This is a genomic window from Asaia siamensis (assembly GCF_014635085.1).
Classification (GTDB): domain Bacteria; phylum Pseudomonadota; class Alphaproteobacteria; order Acetobacterales; family Acetobacteraceae; genus Asaia; species Asaia siamensis.
This window is the reverse complement of sequence record NZ_BMCH01000002.1, coordinates 344,762-358,604: the sequence shown is the minus strand read 5'-3', so window position 1 is coordinate 358,604 and position 13,843 is coordinate 344,762. Positions and strand designations below refer to the sequence as shown.

Sequence of the window (13,843 nt, the reverse complement as noted above, 5' to 3'; positions counted from 1 at the left end):
GGCTGTGATCGCCTGACCATGATCATTCGTGGCATCATGACGCCATGACCAAGCGTATAGTCACTTCCATCGATGTTGCCCGCCTTGCAGGCGTTTCGCAATCGGCCGTTTCGAGGGCTTTTTCCTCAACGGCCAGCATTGCGCCCGCCACCAAGGAACGGGTGTTCCGGGCAGCGGAAACGCTGAATTACCGCCCCAACCGCATCCCTTCGATTATGCTGACGGGGCGCTCGGGTATGATCGGCATTATCGTGGGCGGGTTGCGCAATCCGCTTTACGGCTCGGCTCTTGAACAGCTTTCGTCGGGTATTCGCGACGCCGGGTTTCAGGTTCTGCTGGTGCAGGTCATCGACACCGTCACCCTCGACGCCGCTATTGACCAGCTTGCCGGATATCGCGTGGATGCCCTTGTCACGGCACTCGCCATAGGGTCGGAAAAAACGGCTGCCGCTCTCTCGGCGCTTGCCATACCTGTCATTGCGTTCAACTCCCCCCTGACAGGACCGGGCGTCTCGTCAGTGCGCTCGAATAACAGGGAATCCGGGCGCCGCGTGGCGCACATGATGGCCGAAAAACAGGTCAGACAACCCTTCTGGCTGGGCGGCCCCGACCGCAATGCGGCCTCTCAGGCAAGAAAAGCGGGTTTTCTTGAAGGCTGCGCTGAATCTGGCATGGAAGTGACGATGCTGGGCGGCGATGACAGCTATCAGAGCGGGTTCGATGCGATCACGACAGCGCTCGCCGACGGCCATCGACCTGACGGATTGTTCTGCAGCAATGATCTGATGGGATGTGGCGCACTCGACGCCTTGCGCGATCGCACAGGTTTTTCCTGTCCCGAGGACATCATGGTGATCGGCTATGACAATATCCCGCAATCGGCCTGGCACGGCTATCAGCTGAGCAGTTTCGACCAGCGTCCCGATGCCTTGGTGGCTGCGGCTCTCGATATCCTGACCCGATCTCTGGCAAGCCCGGAGGAGCGCCTTTCCGAAACCAGCGTCATCGACGCGACTCTGGTGCTTCGGCGCAGCACGGAAAAACCCGTCTGACTGGCGGGACATGCGAGCCGACCTCACCGCAGCAACATGCCGTGATGCGTGAATACAGCGCCTTGCAGGCCCGATATGCGGGCGCCTGAAGGGGCTTTTCAGTCTGCCCTCCTGATTGCCTGACGCAACCATTGCTCCTCTGCCCGCTTTATTGCATAGCTATGCAATATTCTGACCTTGCCCCGCTCTGCCCAGGAGGCCCCGCATGACAGACCGTTCCTTCCGCTCCATCCTGACCGGCTCTTTCTCAACGCCCTGTGCCAAAAACCCGACAGTCGCCATGATGGAGGCAGGCTATGCCAAGGCTGGCATCGATGCCCGCTATATCAATTGCGATGTGAAGCCCGATAATCTCGCCGCAGCGATTGCCGGGGCAAAGGCCATGGAATGGGCCGGGTTCAACTGCTCCATCCCTCACAAGATTGCCGTCATCGACCATCTCGACGAGCTTGCGGAATCGGCCAAAATCATTGGCGCGGTCAATTGCGTGCAGATCCGTGATGGCAAGCTGACCGGCAACAACACAGACGGGAAAGGCTTTCTTGCTTCGCTGCGCAAGCTGGCCGACCCGAAAGGAAAAACCATTTTCCTCCTCGGGGCCGGTGGGGCCGCGCGCGCCATCGCCGTCGAACTGGCTCTTGCCGGTGCGCGCCATATCACCATTGCCAATCGCAGCATCGAGAAGGCGCAGGCCATTGCCGAACTTCTGGCGAAACATACCGAATGCCAGGCCGAGGCTCAGGGCTGGCCTGAGGGGCTAAGCATCCCCGAAGGTATCGATGTGCTTATCAACGCGACCTCGATCGGCCTGGGCGATGCTGATGCGCTGCCCCCCGTCGATACCGGCTCGCTGGGTCATGCGGCCATCGTGGCCGATGTCATTCCCAACCCGCCCATGACCAGATTTCTGCGCGAGGCCAGAAAGCAGGGCTGCAGGACGCTCGATGGTCTCGGCATGCTGGTCAATCAGGGAATAATCGGTGCTGAACTGGTCGTAGGCGCCAAGCTCGATCCTGAGGTCATGGAAAAAACGCTGGCCGATATCTTCGGCGTGCAGGACTGAGCCTTTTTCGGAAGCAGACCAGTGCCGTGAGGGGCGGTATTTTTTGCCCCTCTCATCGGTGACCACATTTTTTCAGAAACAGTAGGTGGGCGATACGGCTTTTCCGGGCGCCCTCATTCCACGTTCGAAGCGCTGCCCCATGGCATGAGCTTTAAACGCAAGGCATCGGAGCCCTGTCCTCAGGTGGCGCTTCTCTCCACGCATCCGGGATGGCTCAACACCCGAAACAAGGCCACTGCCCGACGCAGCCAATCAGCTCCGCGAGTGACAGACGTTCACAGATCGCGCTGGGGCATCTGGCGTTTTTCCGCCGCACGACGCCAGAAATTGCACAGAACCGTACCCAGAATGCCAGCCAGCATACCGAAGGCGGTCGAACTCAGTTTCCCGGGCGGGAGGGCCGCCATCAAAATACCGCTCGACCCGCCAATGGCGAATGCCATCGTGCCAAGCAGGGCCGAGGCTGCCCCCGCCTGATGGCCATGATGCGTCAATGCCAGAACATTGGCATTGGGGCCGATGAAACCGAGCGTGAAGGTGGTGGTGATGATCAGGGCGCAAAGCGGCCAAGGGTCATTCTGCCCCACGACATGGCTCGCACTGACTGCCAGCAGGACCAGCCCCGAAACAAGGCAGGCCACGAGGCCGCCCTGCATGACCGAAGTAAATTTGAAGCGATGCGACAGACGCCCATTGATCTGTGTCGCCAGAATGAATCCGCCCGCATTGATGCCAAAAAAGATGGCAAAGGCCCGTGGCGTGAAGCCCAGCAGATGCTCGAACAGAAGCGGCGCGTTGGAGAGATAGGCGAACATCACGAAAGTGCTGAAGCTCGACAGCGTGGCCGACGACATGAAGACCGGCTCACGCACCAGACTGAGGTAGCGACGCAGAATTTCGATAGGCGGCAGGGCATAGCGTCGTTCTTCCGGCAGGGTCTCTGGCATGACCACCAGCCACAACACCGCAAGCAACGCGGCCGCGACAGCTCCAGCCCAGAAAATCAGGCGCCAGCTTCCAAAAGCCAGAAAGATACTGCCCAGTGTTGGCGCCAGAATGGGCCCCACGCCAAAAACAAGGGTCAGTTGCGACATGAGCTTCACCGCTTCATGCCCCGTGGCGACGTCGCGCACGATGGCACGGGGAATCACGCTGGTAATGGCGCCACCAAGAGCCGCAACCAGACGCAACAGGCAGAATGACCAGTAGGAGCCGGTCGTCGCCAGAGCGATGGTTGCCAGAACATAGATGGCAAGCCCGGCCACCATGGGCTTGTGTCGCCCGAAGCGGTCGGAAAGCGGCCCCAGGCAGAACTGCCCGATGGCAAGCCCGATGAACCACGCAGCAAGTGTGAGCTGTGCCGAGCCGGGCCCCTGACCCAGATCGCGCTCGAGCTGGGGGAAGGCTGGCAGATACATATCGGTCGAGATCGGACCGATCGTACTGACGAGCCCGAGCAGAATGATCTGCCCGGTTGAAAAGCGTATGGCGGGATGAGGCGATGAGGTCAGCACGGGAAAACCGGGTCCAATCAGTCTTGGCCGTCGAGACACGAAAACATGCCGAACGCGCATGGTACGCGCTGGTCATCACCCGAAAGAGGGCAAGGCCCGGTTTCTCAGGGGGAGTCGTGTCTGTCAGACATAGAAATCCCTTCTCCTCCTCCCCTGCCCGAAAGGCAACCGGCGTTTTCGCACTGACCTTGCCTGCGCCCAGGCTGTAACGGGTTTGTGTGGCAGCCTCACCTCACGGCCAGGCATGTCGTGCCTCGTCACCGTTTGTCTTGCGTATCAGGGAACGTCGCCGCACAGGATCACAGGTAGGTAGAGACACTACGGATGGCCAGCTCGAAATTGATCGCACCACAACGCAGAAAAATATAAAAATACAATATAATTTATCATGGTTTTGTAAAATAATCATAAGAGAAGAATATGAATTATAAAATAAAATTAGCGTTTATTTTTTCAATAATAATCGCAATTTTTATAATGCCAGCCCGGATACAGGCCAGTCCTTTGCCAGACTGCGTCAATCCTCAGGAGGTTATGTCAGGCACCCGACTGACCAGTGAAAAAACCAACGAGTATCCGGGCCAGAAAAGCACGCTCAAGGCGGCGGCACTACACCCTGTATTTCATCTCGATTTCAACACCTGCGTTCCCGATATCATCTGGTTCAATGCGGGTCTTTTCATGACGCGTTACCGCGAGCTCTTTAAACTCACTCCGCAGGGATTAGCCCTCAAAGGGACCGGCAGACCGTTTAACCCCGCACACGACGATCATGGTGAGAACAGGCGTTGCCGCGACATCTCGACAACAGCCGATATCTGCCTCGATCGAGAGACCGACCACGAAATTGTCTCCATCAGGCCCCACGATCCGACCATGCGGCGCATTCCGCTCATCATCTCCGGAGCCAGAAGGATCAAGAGCTTCGAGTTCCTACCCTCACCCGACGCACCATCAGGCCTTGTCAGTCTGATGATCGACCGGCACACCGGCTATGATTTCCTCATGTTCGATGTCTCGCATTTCCCTAAACAGCCAGGGTCAGGCCCTGAATCTGCGCCGTAAGCCTGACAGACCGCTATCCGCTTTCGCTCCCGCACGCTTTATCCCGTGCCCGGTTTGGGCTACGCCCTGCACAAAGAGAGTTCGCACAGGATAAGAGATCACATGCGCATAGCGATGATTGGCGGCGGTTATGTCGGACTGGTTTCCGGCGCCTGCTTTGCGGAATTCGGCACCGAGGTCGTGATTGTCGAAGCGGATCAGGACAAGCTGGCCGCACTCAGGGCTGGTGCCATTCCCATCTATGAACCCGGTCTCGACAAGATCGTCTCGGCCAATGTTGCGGCTGGTCGCCTGAGCTTTACCGATGCGCTCGACAGCGCCATCGACACGGTCGATGCCGTGTTCATCGCGGTCGGCACGCCGACGCGCCGTGGCGATGGCCATGCCGATCTGACCTATGTGTACGAAGCGACACGGCAGATTGCCCGCCATGCCCGCAAGGGTCTGCTGGTTGTCACCAAATCGACCGTGCCTGTCGGCACCGGACGCGAAGTGGCCCGCATCCTGCGTGAAGAGCGTCCTGACCTGTCCTTCAGCGTGGCCTCCAACCCGGAATTCCTGCGCGAGGGAAATGCCATCGGCGATTTCATGCGGCCCGATCGCGTGATCATCGGCATCGACGATACGGCCACCGATGGCGGTGCCAATGCCCGCGCCCTGATGCACCAGCTTTATCGCCCGCTCTATCTTATCGAGACGCCCATCGTCATGACGGGGCTCGAGACCGCAGAACTCACCAAATATGCCGCCAATGCCTTTCTCGCCATGAAGGTCACCTTCATCAATGAAATGGCCGATCTGTGCGAGAAAGTGGGCGGCAATATTCATGATGTCGCGCGAGGCATGGGGCTCGATCAGCGCATCGGGCGCAAGTTTCTCCATGCCGGGCCTGGTTATGGCGGCTCATGCTTCCCCAAGGACACACGCGCCCTGACAGCCATCGCCCGCGATGCAGGCAGCCCCTCGCTTCTGGTCGAGGCAACGGTTGCGATCAACGAAGCCCGCAAGGCTGCCATGGCCGAGCGCGTGATCGCCCTGTGCGAAGGCACGGTCAAGGGCAAGACCATTGCCATTCTGGGGCTGACGTTCAAACCCGACACCGATGACATGCGCGAGGCATCGTCACTCCCTCTGATCCAGCGCCTGATCGAGGAAGGGGCCACCATCCAGGCTTTCGATCCTGAAGGCATGAAGCCCGCCCGCCCGCTCCTGCCCGAGAGCGTGATCTATGCCAACTCGGCGCAGGAAGCCGCTACCGGCGCCGACGCGCTGGTCGTGCTGACGGAATGGAACGAGTTCCGCGCCATTGCCCCGTCCAAGCTGAAAGCCGCGATGCGTGGTGCCGTGATTGCTGATTTCCGCAATATTTGGGACCCGACGACCCTGAGGGCTGCGGGCTTTACCTATCGCTCGATCGGTCGCCCCTGAGCTGAAACGCGACAGCTCGCACGTCGGTAACGACCGCCCTGAACACCGTACATGCGGTGTTCAGGCCAGTGCTCGGCGCAGCAGATAAAGGCCCTGAGGCGAAACCGGGGCAGACGCGACTTGCTCTATCATGGAGCTGGCTGCATCGAGACCAGTTGGAACGGAAGCAGGGTCTTCGATTTCCCTTTGTTGAACTGCGGCAATCTGTCGAGCTGAGCCACAGGCAGCCAGAGCCGCCCGTCCCCGGTGAGTATGGGCGCATCGGCCCAATGCAGCCGAGGGTCGTGGAGAAGGGCCACGATCCGACCATCAGCCTCACGCCGATAGACGGTGTCATCCTTCAGGGCGGTGAAATAAAGTCTGCCTGCGCGATCCATCGTGCTGCCTCCTATCGGGGGCAGATCGGCCCATGGGGTTACCTGCGCGGCCAGTTTGTCTGGCGGTAATGCTGCATCATCGAGAGCTGCTGTCGGCACCTGCGACCATGGCCCTTCCAGCGGGCCAAAATAAAGCGTCTTGCCGTCCGGACTGACTTCGAGAGGATCGACATTGATCCGCAGCGGCTGGCCTTTGTCGTCGCGCAGGATCCTACCCCCCATGACGACAGGACGGTCTGCCCGCGCCATGACCGCAGGATGGCCAGCCAGCACGCGACGACACGCCCCGCTGGCGATATCGAGCACCAGCAACGCGCCAGTACCGGCATCGGTCAGATAGGCATGTGCGCCATTGAAGCGGATATCGTCGATGTAGCTCCCCACCGGAGCGACATTTTCGCCCAGCGGATAGACCCGGATAATTTTGCCCGTTCTGGTGTCAAGGCGCACCAGCTTTGCGCCGCCCGCAACGGCAGGGCCGCCAAAGCGCGGCGTGCCTGTATCGACAACCCATAACTGCCCCTCACCGTCGACATGCAAGGCATTGACGTTGACGAAATACCGTCTCGCATCAAGACCGGGTTTCCAGCCATTCCATGCCTGATCGGGGAAGGGGCGGAGTCTGTTTCCAGGCTCCAGGACAGCGACGGAAGGCCCGGAAAATCCGGTCCAGCGCGGGCCGCTCACGAAGATCCGTCCACCCGCATGGGCGACCGCGTTCCAGTCGAGCGTCGTGCCGGACGTTTCGACACGGAGCGAGGTGGCCTCTGCCCTACCTGAAATCGAGAATGCAGGACCAAAGCCTAACAGAAGGCTCAGAGCAATCGCTGCGACGGACATGCGTCGACCTGACGAGTGATGAAAATAAGCCCCAACTCTCTTCATGTGATCTGATCCTTCCCGGAAAATGCGCCTGTCTTGTTCCTGCCGTCGTCAGGTGAAGCGTTAACAGGAGAGACCAGCGTTGGGGTTGACGTAAAACGGGCTGAAATAGGGATGGACCGCGCGGACTCCGATCCAGCGCGACCATCCCGACACCCCGGCGCCGCCATCGCCAGACATATCTCGGCGGCGACAGGACGGGTGAACGTCAGGCTTCATTCAGCCTCGGACGCTGGGTCAAATCCCTCGAGAACCACCTTGCCACGCGCCTTGCCGCTTTCGATCAGGGCATGGGCGCGACGCAGATTGGCCGCCGTGATGGGTCCGAAATGCGCCCCAAGCGTCGTACGCAGGCGCCCGCCATCGATAAGAGCCGCTACCTCGTTCAGAATATGTCCCTGTCGTGCCATGTCTGCCGTCGCAAACATCGAACGAGTGAACATGAACTCCCAGTGCAGTGAGAGGCTCTTGCGCTTCAGAGGCGCAGCATCGAGCGTGGCGGGGTCGTCTATGAGGCCGAAACGCCCCTGTGGCGCCAGAAGTGCGACGATGTCGGCCATATGCTCGGCGGTCTGGGTGGTGGAGAACACAAAACCCGGTGCGCCCGTTGGCAGGGCTGCCACTTGCGATGCCAGATCCTGACGATGATCGATCACATGATGCGCGCCGAGTTCCTTCACCCATTCCCGGGTTTCAGGACGTGACGCAGTCGCGATGACGGTCACATCCGTCAGCGCACGCACAAGCTGGATAGCAATCGACCCGACACCACCCGCGCCGCCAATAATCAGCACGGCAGGCTGCGTTCCCGGCACAGGGCGGGTAATCTCCAGCCGATCGAACAGCATTTCCCAGGCGGTCAGGGCGGTCAGCGGAAGGGCCGCAGCCTGAGCCCAGTCCAGCGCTTCGGGTTTGCGACCGACAAGCCGCTCATCCACCAGATGGAACTCGGCATTGGTGCCGGGCCGCTGCAAGGCGCCAGCATAGAAAACGGAATCACCGACAGCGAAATCCTGCACGTCCGGTCCTGTCGCTTTCACGATGCCGGCTGCGTCCCACCCCAGCACGCGCCACTGACCCGGCTCCGGGGTCGCGCTGGCACGGATTTTCGCATCCACCGGATTGACCGAAACGGCCCGGATTTCCACGAGAAGGTCGCGCCCGGTTGGAACGGGAATGGGCAGATCGATATCGCTCAGGGCGCTGGTATCGTCGATTGCTCCGGGAGTTTTATAGCCGATGGCCCGCATGTCTTCTGCTCCATGGTTGAATGACGCAGAGATGGGACCTTATGATTGTTTCGCGCAAGAACGCACATATTCTGTCCATAGTATCGGAAATGATACCGTCATGCCCCGTATCCGTCACAAGAGCCTCGATTGCAGCCCCGGCTGCGCCGTCGAGGCCACGCTCGAACTGATTGATGGAAAATGGAAAGGCGTGATCCTGTACCATCTGTTTCATGGCACGATGCGCTTCAACGCTTTGCGCAAGATCCTGCCCAACGTGACACAACGCATGCTGACGATGCAGCTTCGCGAACTCGAGGAAGACGGGTTCATCCATCGGGAAATCTACCCTCAAATCCCCCCGAAGGTAGAATACAGCCTTACCGATTTCGGCAGAACCCTTGAGCCGGTCGTAATGGCGCTCAAGCGCTGGGGGGATGAGCACACGACATTCGGCGCTGAAAAGAAGAAATCACCTGCTCTGGGGACACAAGGTCAACACGGCTGACCGCAAGCAGAACGCCTCTCGGGCGCACCTGCGATCGAGGGGTTTTCGGACATACTCGGGCTTGCCCCGAAGGGCATCCGTCAGCCTCTCTGCACGCTCCACTTCCCGCGCAGAGCCAGCCTTCGCAGATCAGACACTCGGCCAGCTTTACCGGGTCTGAACTGCCATCAGAAACCGAGACGATCCTTGATGCGGCCTTTCATGATCCCCGCAACGACGCCCGCTTTCCAAGCGAAATGCAGCGGAATAGGCTTGATCGGCCGCTCGGGAAAAAGCACAGCCCCGCCCTGTACCATCTCGGCAAGGTTCTGACCCATGAGCGTGGCCATGGCCACGCCACGGCCATTATAGCCCAGACAGGCCAGCAGCCCCGGCTCGGGTCGGTGCAAATGAGGGTAATGATCGAGGGTCAGAGCCAGCTGCCCGTTCCATCCGGTCTCCCATTCCAGTTTCTGAAGCTCGGGCCAGAGTCGTCGCGCGCGGGCCATGAGATAGGGAAAGGCCTTTGCTCCTTCGAGATCGCGCGACGCAGAGCGCCCGCCCATCAGCAGGCGACCTTCGGCATCGACACGATAATAGGTGGTGATTTCGCCAAGCTCATAAAGTGATTCACGTTGCGGCAAAATTCTTTCGCGCAGCGATAATGGCAGCGGCGCGCTGGCGACGATGGCGCTGTAGACCGGCACGATCGAGCGGCGCAACGTATCGAGCAAAGGGCCGGAATACGCATTTGTGGCGAGGATGACCTGTTGCGCGCGCACTGAGCCGTTGGACGTGATGACACGCCATCCCTCCCCTGAGCGCCTGAGCGACGTGACGGCCGACCGGTCATGCAGCCGCGCCCCGGCTTTCATGGCAGCGCGCGCCAGACCGCGCGTATAGGCAAGCGGGTCGAGCTGGCCACCACGACGATCCAGCATACCCCCATGATAGAGGCTGGTGCCGCTACGCGCCGTGATGGCCCCTTTCGTCAGAATTTCGGCCGGGTTGCCAATCGCCACACATTGCCGGGCAAGCGTCTCGAGCGGCGCCATCTGGCCTTCGGCCGTCGCCGCCCGGATCGTCCCGCTGCGCAGGGCGTCACAGGCGATATCGTGCCGGGCGACAAGGTCGAAAACGAGATCCGGCGCGGCCCAGGCCCGCTGTGCCAGAACCGCCCCACGCTCTGGGCCGAAATCACGCAAAACCTGTTCTGGCGTCGTCTTGAGGCCAGGGTTGATCTGGCCCCCGTTGCGGCCTGATGCCCCCCAGCCTGGCTCTTGCGCATCGAGAACGACCACATCGTGCCCGGCCTCTGACAGATGGAGTGCCGCAGAAAGCCCTGTCAGACCGGCACCGATAACAACGATCTGCGCCCTCGCCTCCCCGGTCAGAGAAACAAGCCCTAGAGAGGCCTCCTTGCGTGCGTAGAGACTGGGATTCATGCGATCTCCCCTGCGCGCTGCGCTTCAGCCGCCGTAACCGATCAGGGCCCGTATTTCGAGGAAATCATGCAATCCCCATTTCGAGCATTCACGGCCATTGCCTGACTGACCGAAACCGCCAAAAGGCGCGGCTACCGTCCAGTCAGCACCGTTGATGTTCACGTTGCCTGCGCGCAGACGCCGCGCCACCTTGCGCGCATGAGCGAGATCGCCTGACTGCACATAGGCAGCGAGACCATAAGGCGTATCATTGGCTATGCGGATGGCGTCCTCTTCATCGTCATACGCAATGATCGACAGCACGGGCCCGAAAATCTCTTCGCGGGCGATGGTCATGTCGGTCGTGACATGGCCGAAGACCGTCGGCTGAACATAATAGCCGGTCTCAAGCTCCTTGGGTTTGCCTGCGCCGCCCACAACAAGCGTCGCCCCCTCTTCAATCCCCTTGGTGATGAGCGCCTGGATACGACCATATTGCACCTCGCTCACGACCGGTCCGAGCTGGGTCTCTTCATCCGCAGGGTTACCCAGACGCAGGGTGGCGACGGTCTGTGCGGCGAGAGCCATCGCATCTTCCATGCGGGCGCGGGGCACAAGCATGCGGGTAGGCGCATCACAGGACTGACCGGAATTGCTCAGGCAGCCGCGCACGCCACGCTGGACGGCTTCGGTAAAATCGGCATCAGGCAGAATGATATTGGCCGATTTGCCTCCCAGTTCCTGATGCACGCGCTTGACCGTATCGGCAGCCAGCTTGGCGACCGCAGCCCCCGCCCTTGTCGACCCGGTGATCGAGATCATCGCGATATCGGGATGGGCCGCCAGTGTCGCGCCGACGCCGGGACCATCGCCATTGACCATATTGAAGACACCTGCCGGAACACCCGCCTCATGCAGGATATCGGCGAAAACCAGTGCGCTCAGAGGCGCAACCTCGCTGGGCTTGAGAACCATGGTGCAGCCTGCCGCCAATGCCGGGGCGACCTTGCACATGATCTGGTTCATCGGCCAGTTCCAGGGCGTGATCAGCCCGCAGACGCCTACGGCCTCGCGGGTGATATAGACATCCCCCTCAGGTCCCTCGAATGAGAAATTGCGCAGAACCGCGATCATTTCTTCCAGATGCGCCAGCCCTGCCCAGCTCTGGCTGTCGCGCGCCCGGGCAATGGGCGACCCCATTTCGAGCGAAATGGCCTGAGCCATATCTTCGCTGCGTCGCTTGTAGATGGCGAGCATGCGCTCAAGCACCGCCAGACGCTCTTCGCGGCTCGAAACTGACCAGGTAGGAAAAGCCGCTTTTGCGGCCGCGACAGCGCGCTCGACATCGACCTCATCTCCCAACGCAATCTGCGCGCAGGGCTGCTCACTGGCCGGGTTGATAACGTCGATCTTTGCCGTGCCATGCGGCTTGATCCACTGACCATTGATATAGAATTCGAGAGCATGGGACATGAGAGAGCGTGATCCTGAGAGCGGAAAAGCGGGAAGCGGAAAAAGGATTATTCCCCCGGACGGGAAAGCGAACAGACGCGCCGTGGCGCCTTGCCCATGAGCTGGCGCAACAGGGCAACACCGCCCATCAGCATCATGGTGACGGTGCTCAGAGCGAGTTCGTGTCGGGTATGGGCAACGAGTGCCATCGCCACCAGAGCGCCCATCAGCAACACGAGCGTCAGAAGCGGCGTGAGACCCATGCCGCACAGACGAATGCGCGTCAGCACGATCAGCGCATTGTGGAAAATGATCAGTGCACCGGTGGCACTGAGCAGAAAGGCAAAAACGGCATTGGGTGAGGCAATCGCCACAGCGGCAATGGCGAGAGCGGCGGCAGCGCTGAACAGCACGGCAATGCGCGGCGCCTGTGTGCGCGGGTCGAGACGCATGAAGTGACGGGGGGCATCATCGACATCGGCCAGTTCGAACAGAACGCGCGACGTTGCATAAAGCCCTGAATTGAGGGTGGAGAGCATGGCCGAGACAATCACGATTTCCATCGCGGCACTGGCAAAAGGCACATGCAATCGGTTGAGCACCAGCAGAAAAGGCGATTCACCCGGCACGACCTGCGACCAGGGCACCAGACAGAGAATGAGGGCGACAGAACAGAGATAGAAACCAACAACCCGCAGGGCAACGGCGCGCGTAGCCCTGGCGATATTGCGATCGGGGGCATCGGATTCGAGCGCTGCAATGGTTACCACCTCGCTACCGGACATCGAGAAGATGATGGCCGGAATGACCGCAAGCAAGGCCATCCAGCCATGCGGCACGAAGCCACCAGCCAGAATGGCTGCATGGGGTGGGCTGTTGCCATGCATAAGGGCCCCGAGGCCGATCAGGATGAACACGGCAATCGCCGCGATCTTGAGCATGGCAAACCAGTATTCAAGCTCGCCATAGGCCTGCACTGCCAGCAGATTGGCCGCTGTCATGGTGCCTAGAATGATCACCTCAACCAGACCGAAAGGCAGATGGGCGAGCGGCGCCAGCAGCGCGGCAGCAGCCATGATCTCGATCGCGAGCGTCGTGACCCAGACAAGCCAGTAGGTCCAGCCGGTCATGAAGCCTGCATGCCCCCCGAGGGCATGACGGATCTGATTGACGAAAGACCCGTGACCCGGTGCCCGCAAGGCGATATCGCGCAGCATCAGATTGACCAGAAAGGTCATGAGCCCTGCAAGAGCGTAAGAAAGCAACGCGCCCGGCCCCGCCACGGATATCGGCGTCGAGGCACCTATGAAAAATCCTGCGCCAACCACGCCCCCGATGGAGATCATGGCAATATGGCGCGGTCGAAGACTGCGGGCGAGCGCGTTTTCTGTCATGCACGATCCTATGAAGCGGCCTGCGATAGAGCCCTGTAACTGGAACGTTCCGTATTCGATCAGGATTCGGCTGGCAGGGGAAGCTCACCGGTCAGAAACTGGGCACGACCGTGACCGAACGACCAGTGGGCATCTCCATTTTCAACAACCGAAATCATGACATCGGAAGGGAGAATGCCACAATCCCTTTCGAGATAATTCGTGAGAAGCCGGTAAAATTCCGCAACGGACTCAGCCCCTCTCGGACGACTGAACATCTGCAGCAGCACCATGGATTTTGTGCGCGGAATATCGAGACCGGTATCCTCGACAATCATGTGGCTGGGCTTGTGTTCCGTTACAATTTGATAACGATCTCTGCGGGGCACCTGAAAGGCCTCGAGCATGGCCTCGTGTGCCGAATCCAGAATATCCCTGATCTGCTCCGGGGTACGGCCTTCAAAGAGATGAAAATGCAGCAATGGCATGACTATGTC

At 60.1% G+C, this 13,843-nt stretch carries 12 protein-coding genes; 5 read left to right on the top strand and 7 right to left on the bottom strand.

The genetic code is table 11. The features are described from left to right. Nucleotides 1-44: 44 nt before the first annotated feature. Together IEV53_RS05140 and aroE are read left to right on the top strand one after the other, a co-directional pair. Nucleotides 45-1,052, top strand: a complete 1,008-nt coding sequence (locus IEV53_RS05140; RefSeq protein WP_188425711.1) for a LacI family DNA-binding transcriptional regulator — start codon at nt 45-47, stop codon at nt 1,050-1,052. A 205-nt stretch (nt 1,053-1,257) separates the two neighbouring features. Continuing rightward, the gene (gene aroE, locus IEV53_RS05135) at nt 1,258-2,115 is read left to right on the top strand and encodes a shikimate dehydrogenase (RefSeq protein WP_188425710.1); all 858 of its coding nucleotides are present in this window, start codon (nt 1,258-1,260) and stop codon (nt 2,113-2,115) included. Between the two features lie 275 nt (nt 2,116-2,390). Here the strand turns inward: aroE and IEV53_RS05130 are convergent, their stop codons facing one another. Continuing rightward, on the bottom strand, nt 2,391-3,629 hold the full coding sequence (locus tag IEV53_RS05130; protein WP_188425709.1) for a multidrug effflux MFS transporter: 1,239 nt from the start codon (nt 3,627-3,629) through the stop codon (nt 2,391-2,393). 420 nt (nt 3,630-4,049) lie between these two features. On the opposite strand from IEV53_RS05130, the gene IEV53_RS05125 reads away from it, so the two are divergent. Then, nucleotides 4,050-4,694 carry a hypothetical protein gene (locus tag IEV53_RS05125; protein ID WP_188425708.1) on the top strand — a complete coding sequence of 215 codons (645 nt, stop codon included), beginning with the start codon at nt 4,050-4,052 and terminating at the stop codon, nt 4,692-4,694. Between the two features lie 102 nt (nt 4,695-4,796). Next, nucleotides 4,797-6,122, top strand: a complete 1,326-nt coding sequence (locus IEV53_RS05120; RefSeq protein WP_188425707.1) for a UDP-glucose dehydrogenase family protein — start codon at nt 4,797-4,799, stop codon at nt 6,120-6,122. A 128-nt stretch (nt 6,123-6,250) separates the two neighbouring features. On the opposite strand, the gene IEV53_RS05115 is transcribed toward IEV53_RS05120, so the two are convergent. Then, a complete protein-coding gene (locus IEV53_RS05115; protein WP_188425706.1) occupies nt 6,251-7,339 on the bottom strand; it encodes an L-dopachrome tautomerase-related protein in 1,089 nt (362 codons plus the stop codon). A gap of 257 nt (nt 7,340-7,596) precedes the next feature. After that, entirely contained in the window at nt 7,597-8,631 is a 1,035-nt protein-coding gene (locus IEV53_RS05110; RefSeq protein ID WP_188425705.1) for a zinc-binding alcohol dehydrogenase family protein, read from the bottom strand. A 100-nt stretch (nt 8,632-8,731) separates the two neighbouring features. Here IEV53_RS05110 and IEV53_RS05105 point away from each other — a divergent pair, with 100 nt between their 5' ends. Then, on the top strand, nt 8,732-9,118 hold the full coding sequence (locus IEV53_RS05105) for a winged helix-turn-helix transcriptional regulator (protein ID WP_188425704.1): 387 nt from the start codon (nt 8,732-8,734) through the stop codon (nt 9,116-9,118). Nucleotides 9,119-9,285: 167 nt separating this feature from the next. On the opposite strand, the gene IEV53_RS05100 is transcribed toward IEV53_RS05105, so the two are convergent. From IEV53_RS05100 to IEV53_RS05085, 4 genes are read right to left on the bottom strand one after another with little or no spacing between them, the layout of a single operon-like run. Continuing rightward, the gene (locus IEV53_RS05100) at nt 9,286-10,542 is read right to left on the bottom strand and encodes an NAD(P)/FAD-dependent oxidoreductase (RefSeq protein ID WP_188425703.1); all 1,257 of its coding nucleotides are present in this window, start codon (nt 10,540-10,542) and stop codon (nt 9,286-9,288) included. 24 nt (nt 10,543-10,566) lie between these two features. After that, nucleotides 10,567-11,994, bottom strand: a complete 1,428-nt coding sequence (locus IEV53_RS05095) for an aldehyde dehydrogenase family protein (protein ID WP_188425702.1) — start codon at nt 11,992-11,994, stop codon at nt 10,567-10,569. A 47-nt stretch (nt 11,995-12,041) separates the two neighbouring features. Continuing rightward, on the bottom strand, nt 12,042-13,367 hold the full coding sequence (locus IEV53_RS05090) for an amino acid permease (protein ID WP_188425701.1): 1,326 nt from the start codon (nt 13,365-13,367) through the stop codon (nt 12,042-12,044). Nucleotides 13,368-13,426: 59 nt separating this feature from the next. Next, a complete protein-coding gene (locus IEV53_RS05085) occupies nt 13,427-13,834 on the bottom strand; it encodes a tautomerase family protein (RefSeq protein WP_188425700.1) in 408 nt (135 codons plus the stop codon). Nucleotides 13,835-13,843 lie beyond the last annotated feature (9 nt).

Excerpts from the sequence above, each read along its gene's own strand:
- IEV53_RS05115 (WP_188425706.1), bottom strand. The coding sequence starts at position 7,339 with ATGTCCGTCGCAGCGATTGCTCTGAGCCTTCTGTTAGGCTTTGGTCCT.
- IEV53_RS05105 (WP_188425704.1), top strand. The coding sequence starts at position 8,732 with ATGCCCCGTATCCGTCACAAGAGCCTCGATTGCAGCCCCGGCTGCGCC.
- IEV53_RS05125 (WP_188425708.1), top strand. The coding sequence starts at position 4,050 with ATGAATTATAAAATAAAATTAGCGTTTATTTTTTCAATAATAATCGCA.
- IEV53_RS05140 (WP_188425711.1), top strand. The coding sequence starts at position 45 with ATGACCAAGCGTATAGTCACTTCCATCGATGTTGCCCGCCTTGCAGGC.
- IEV53_RS05110 (WP_188425705.1), bottom strand. The coding sequence starts at position 8,631 with ATGCGGGCCATCGGCTATAAAACTCCCGGAGCAATCGACGATACCAGC.
- IEV53_RS05090 (WP_188425701.1), bottom strand. The coding sequence starts at position 13,367 with ATGACAGAAAACGCGCTCGCCCGCAGTCTTCGACCGCGCCATATTGCC.
- IEV53_RS05120 (WP_188425707.1), top strand. The coding sequence starts at position 4,797 with ATGCGCATAGCGATGATTGGCGGCGGTTATGTCGGACTGGTTTCCGGC.
- IEV53_RS05095 (WP_188425702.1), bottom strand. The coding sequence starts at position 11,994 with ATGTCCCATGCTCTCGAATTCTATATCAATGGTCAGTGGATCAAGCCG.
- IEV53_RS05100 (WP_188425703.1), bottom strand. The coding sequence starts at position 10,542 with ATGAATCCCAGTCTCTACGCACGCAAGGAGGCCTCTCTAGGGCTTGTT.
- aroE (WP_188425710.1), top strand. The coding sequence starts at position 1,258 with ATGACAGACCGTTCCTTCCGCTCCATCCTGACCGGCTCTTTCTCAACG.
- IEV53_RS05085 (WP_188425700.1), bottom strand. The coding sequence starts at position 13,834 with ATGCCATTGCTGCATTTTCATCTCTTTGAAGGCCGTACCCCGGAGCAG.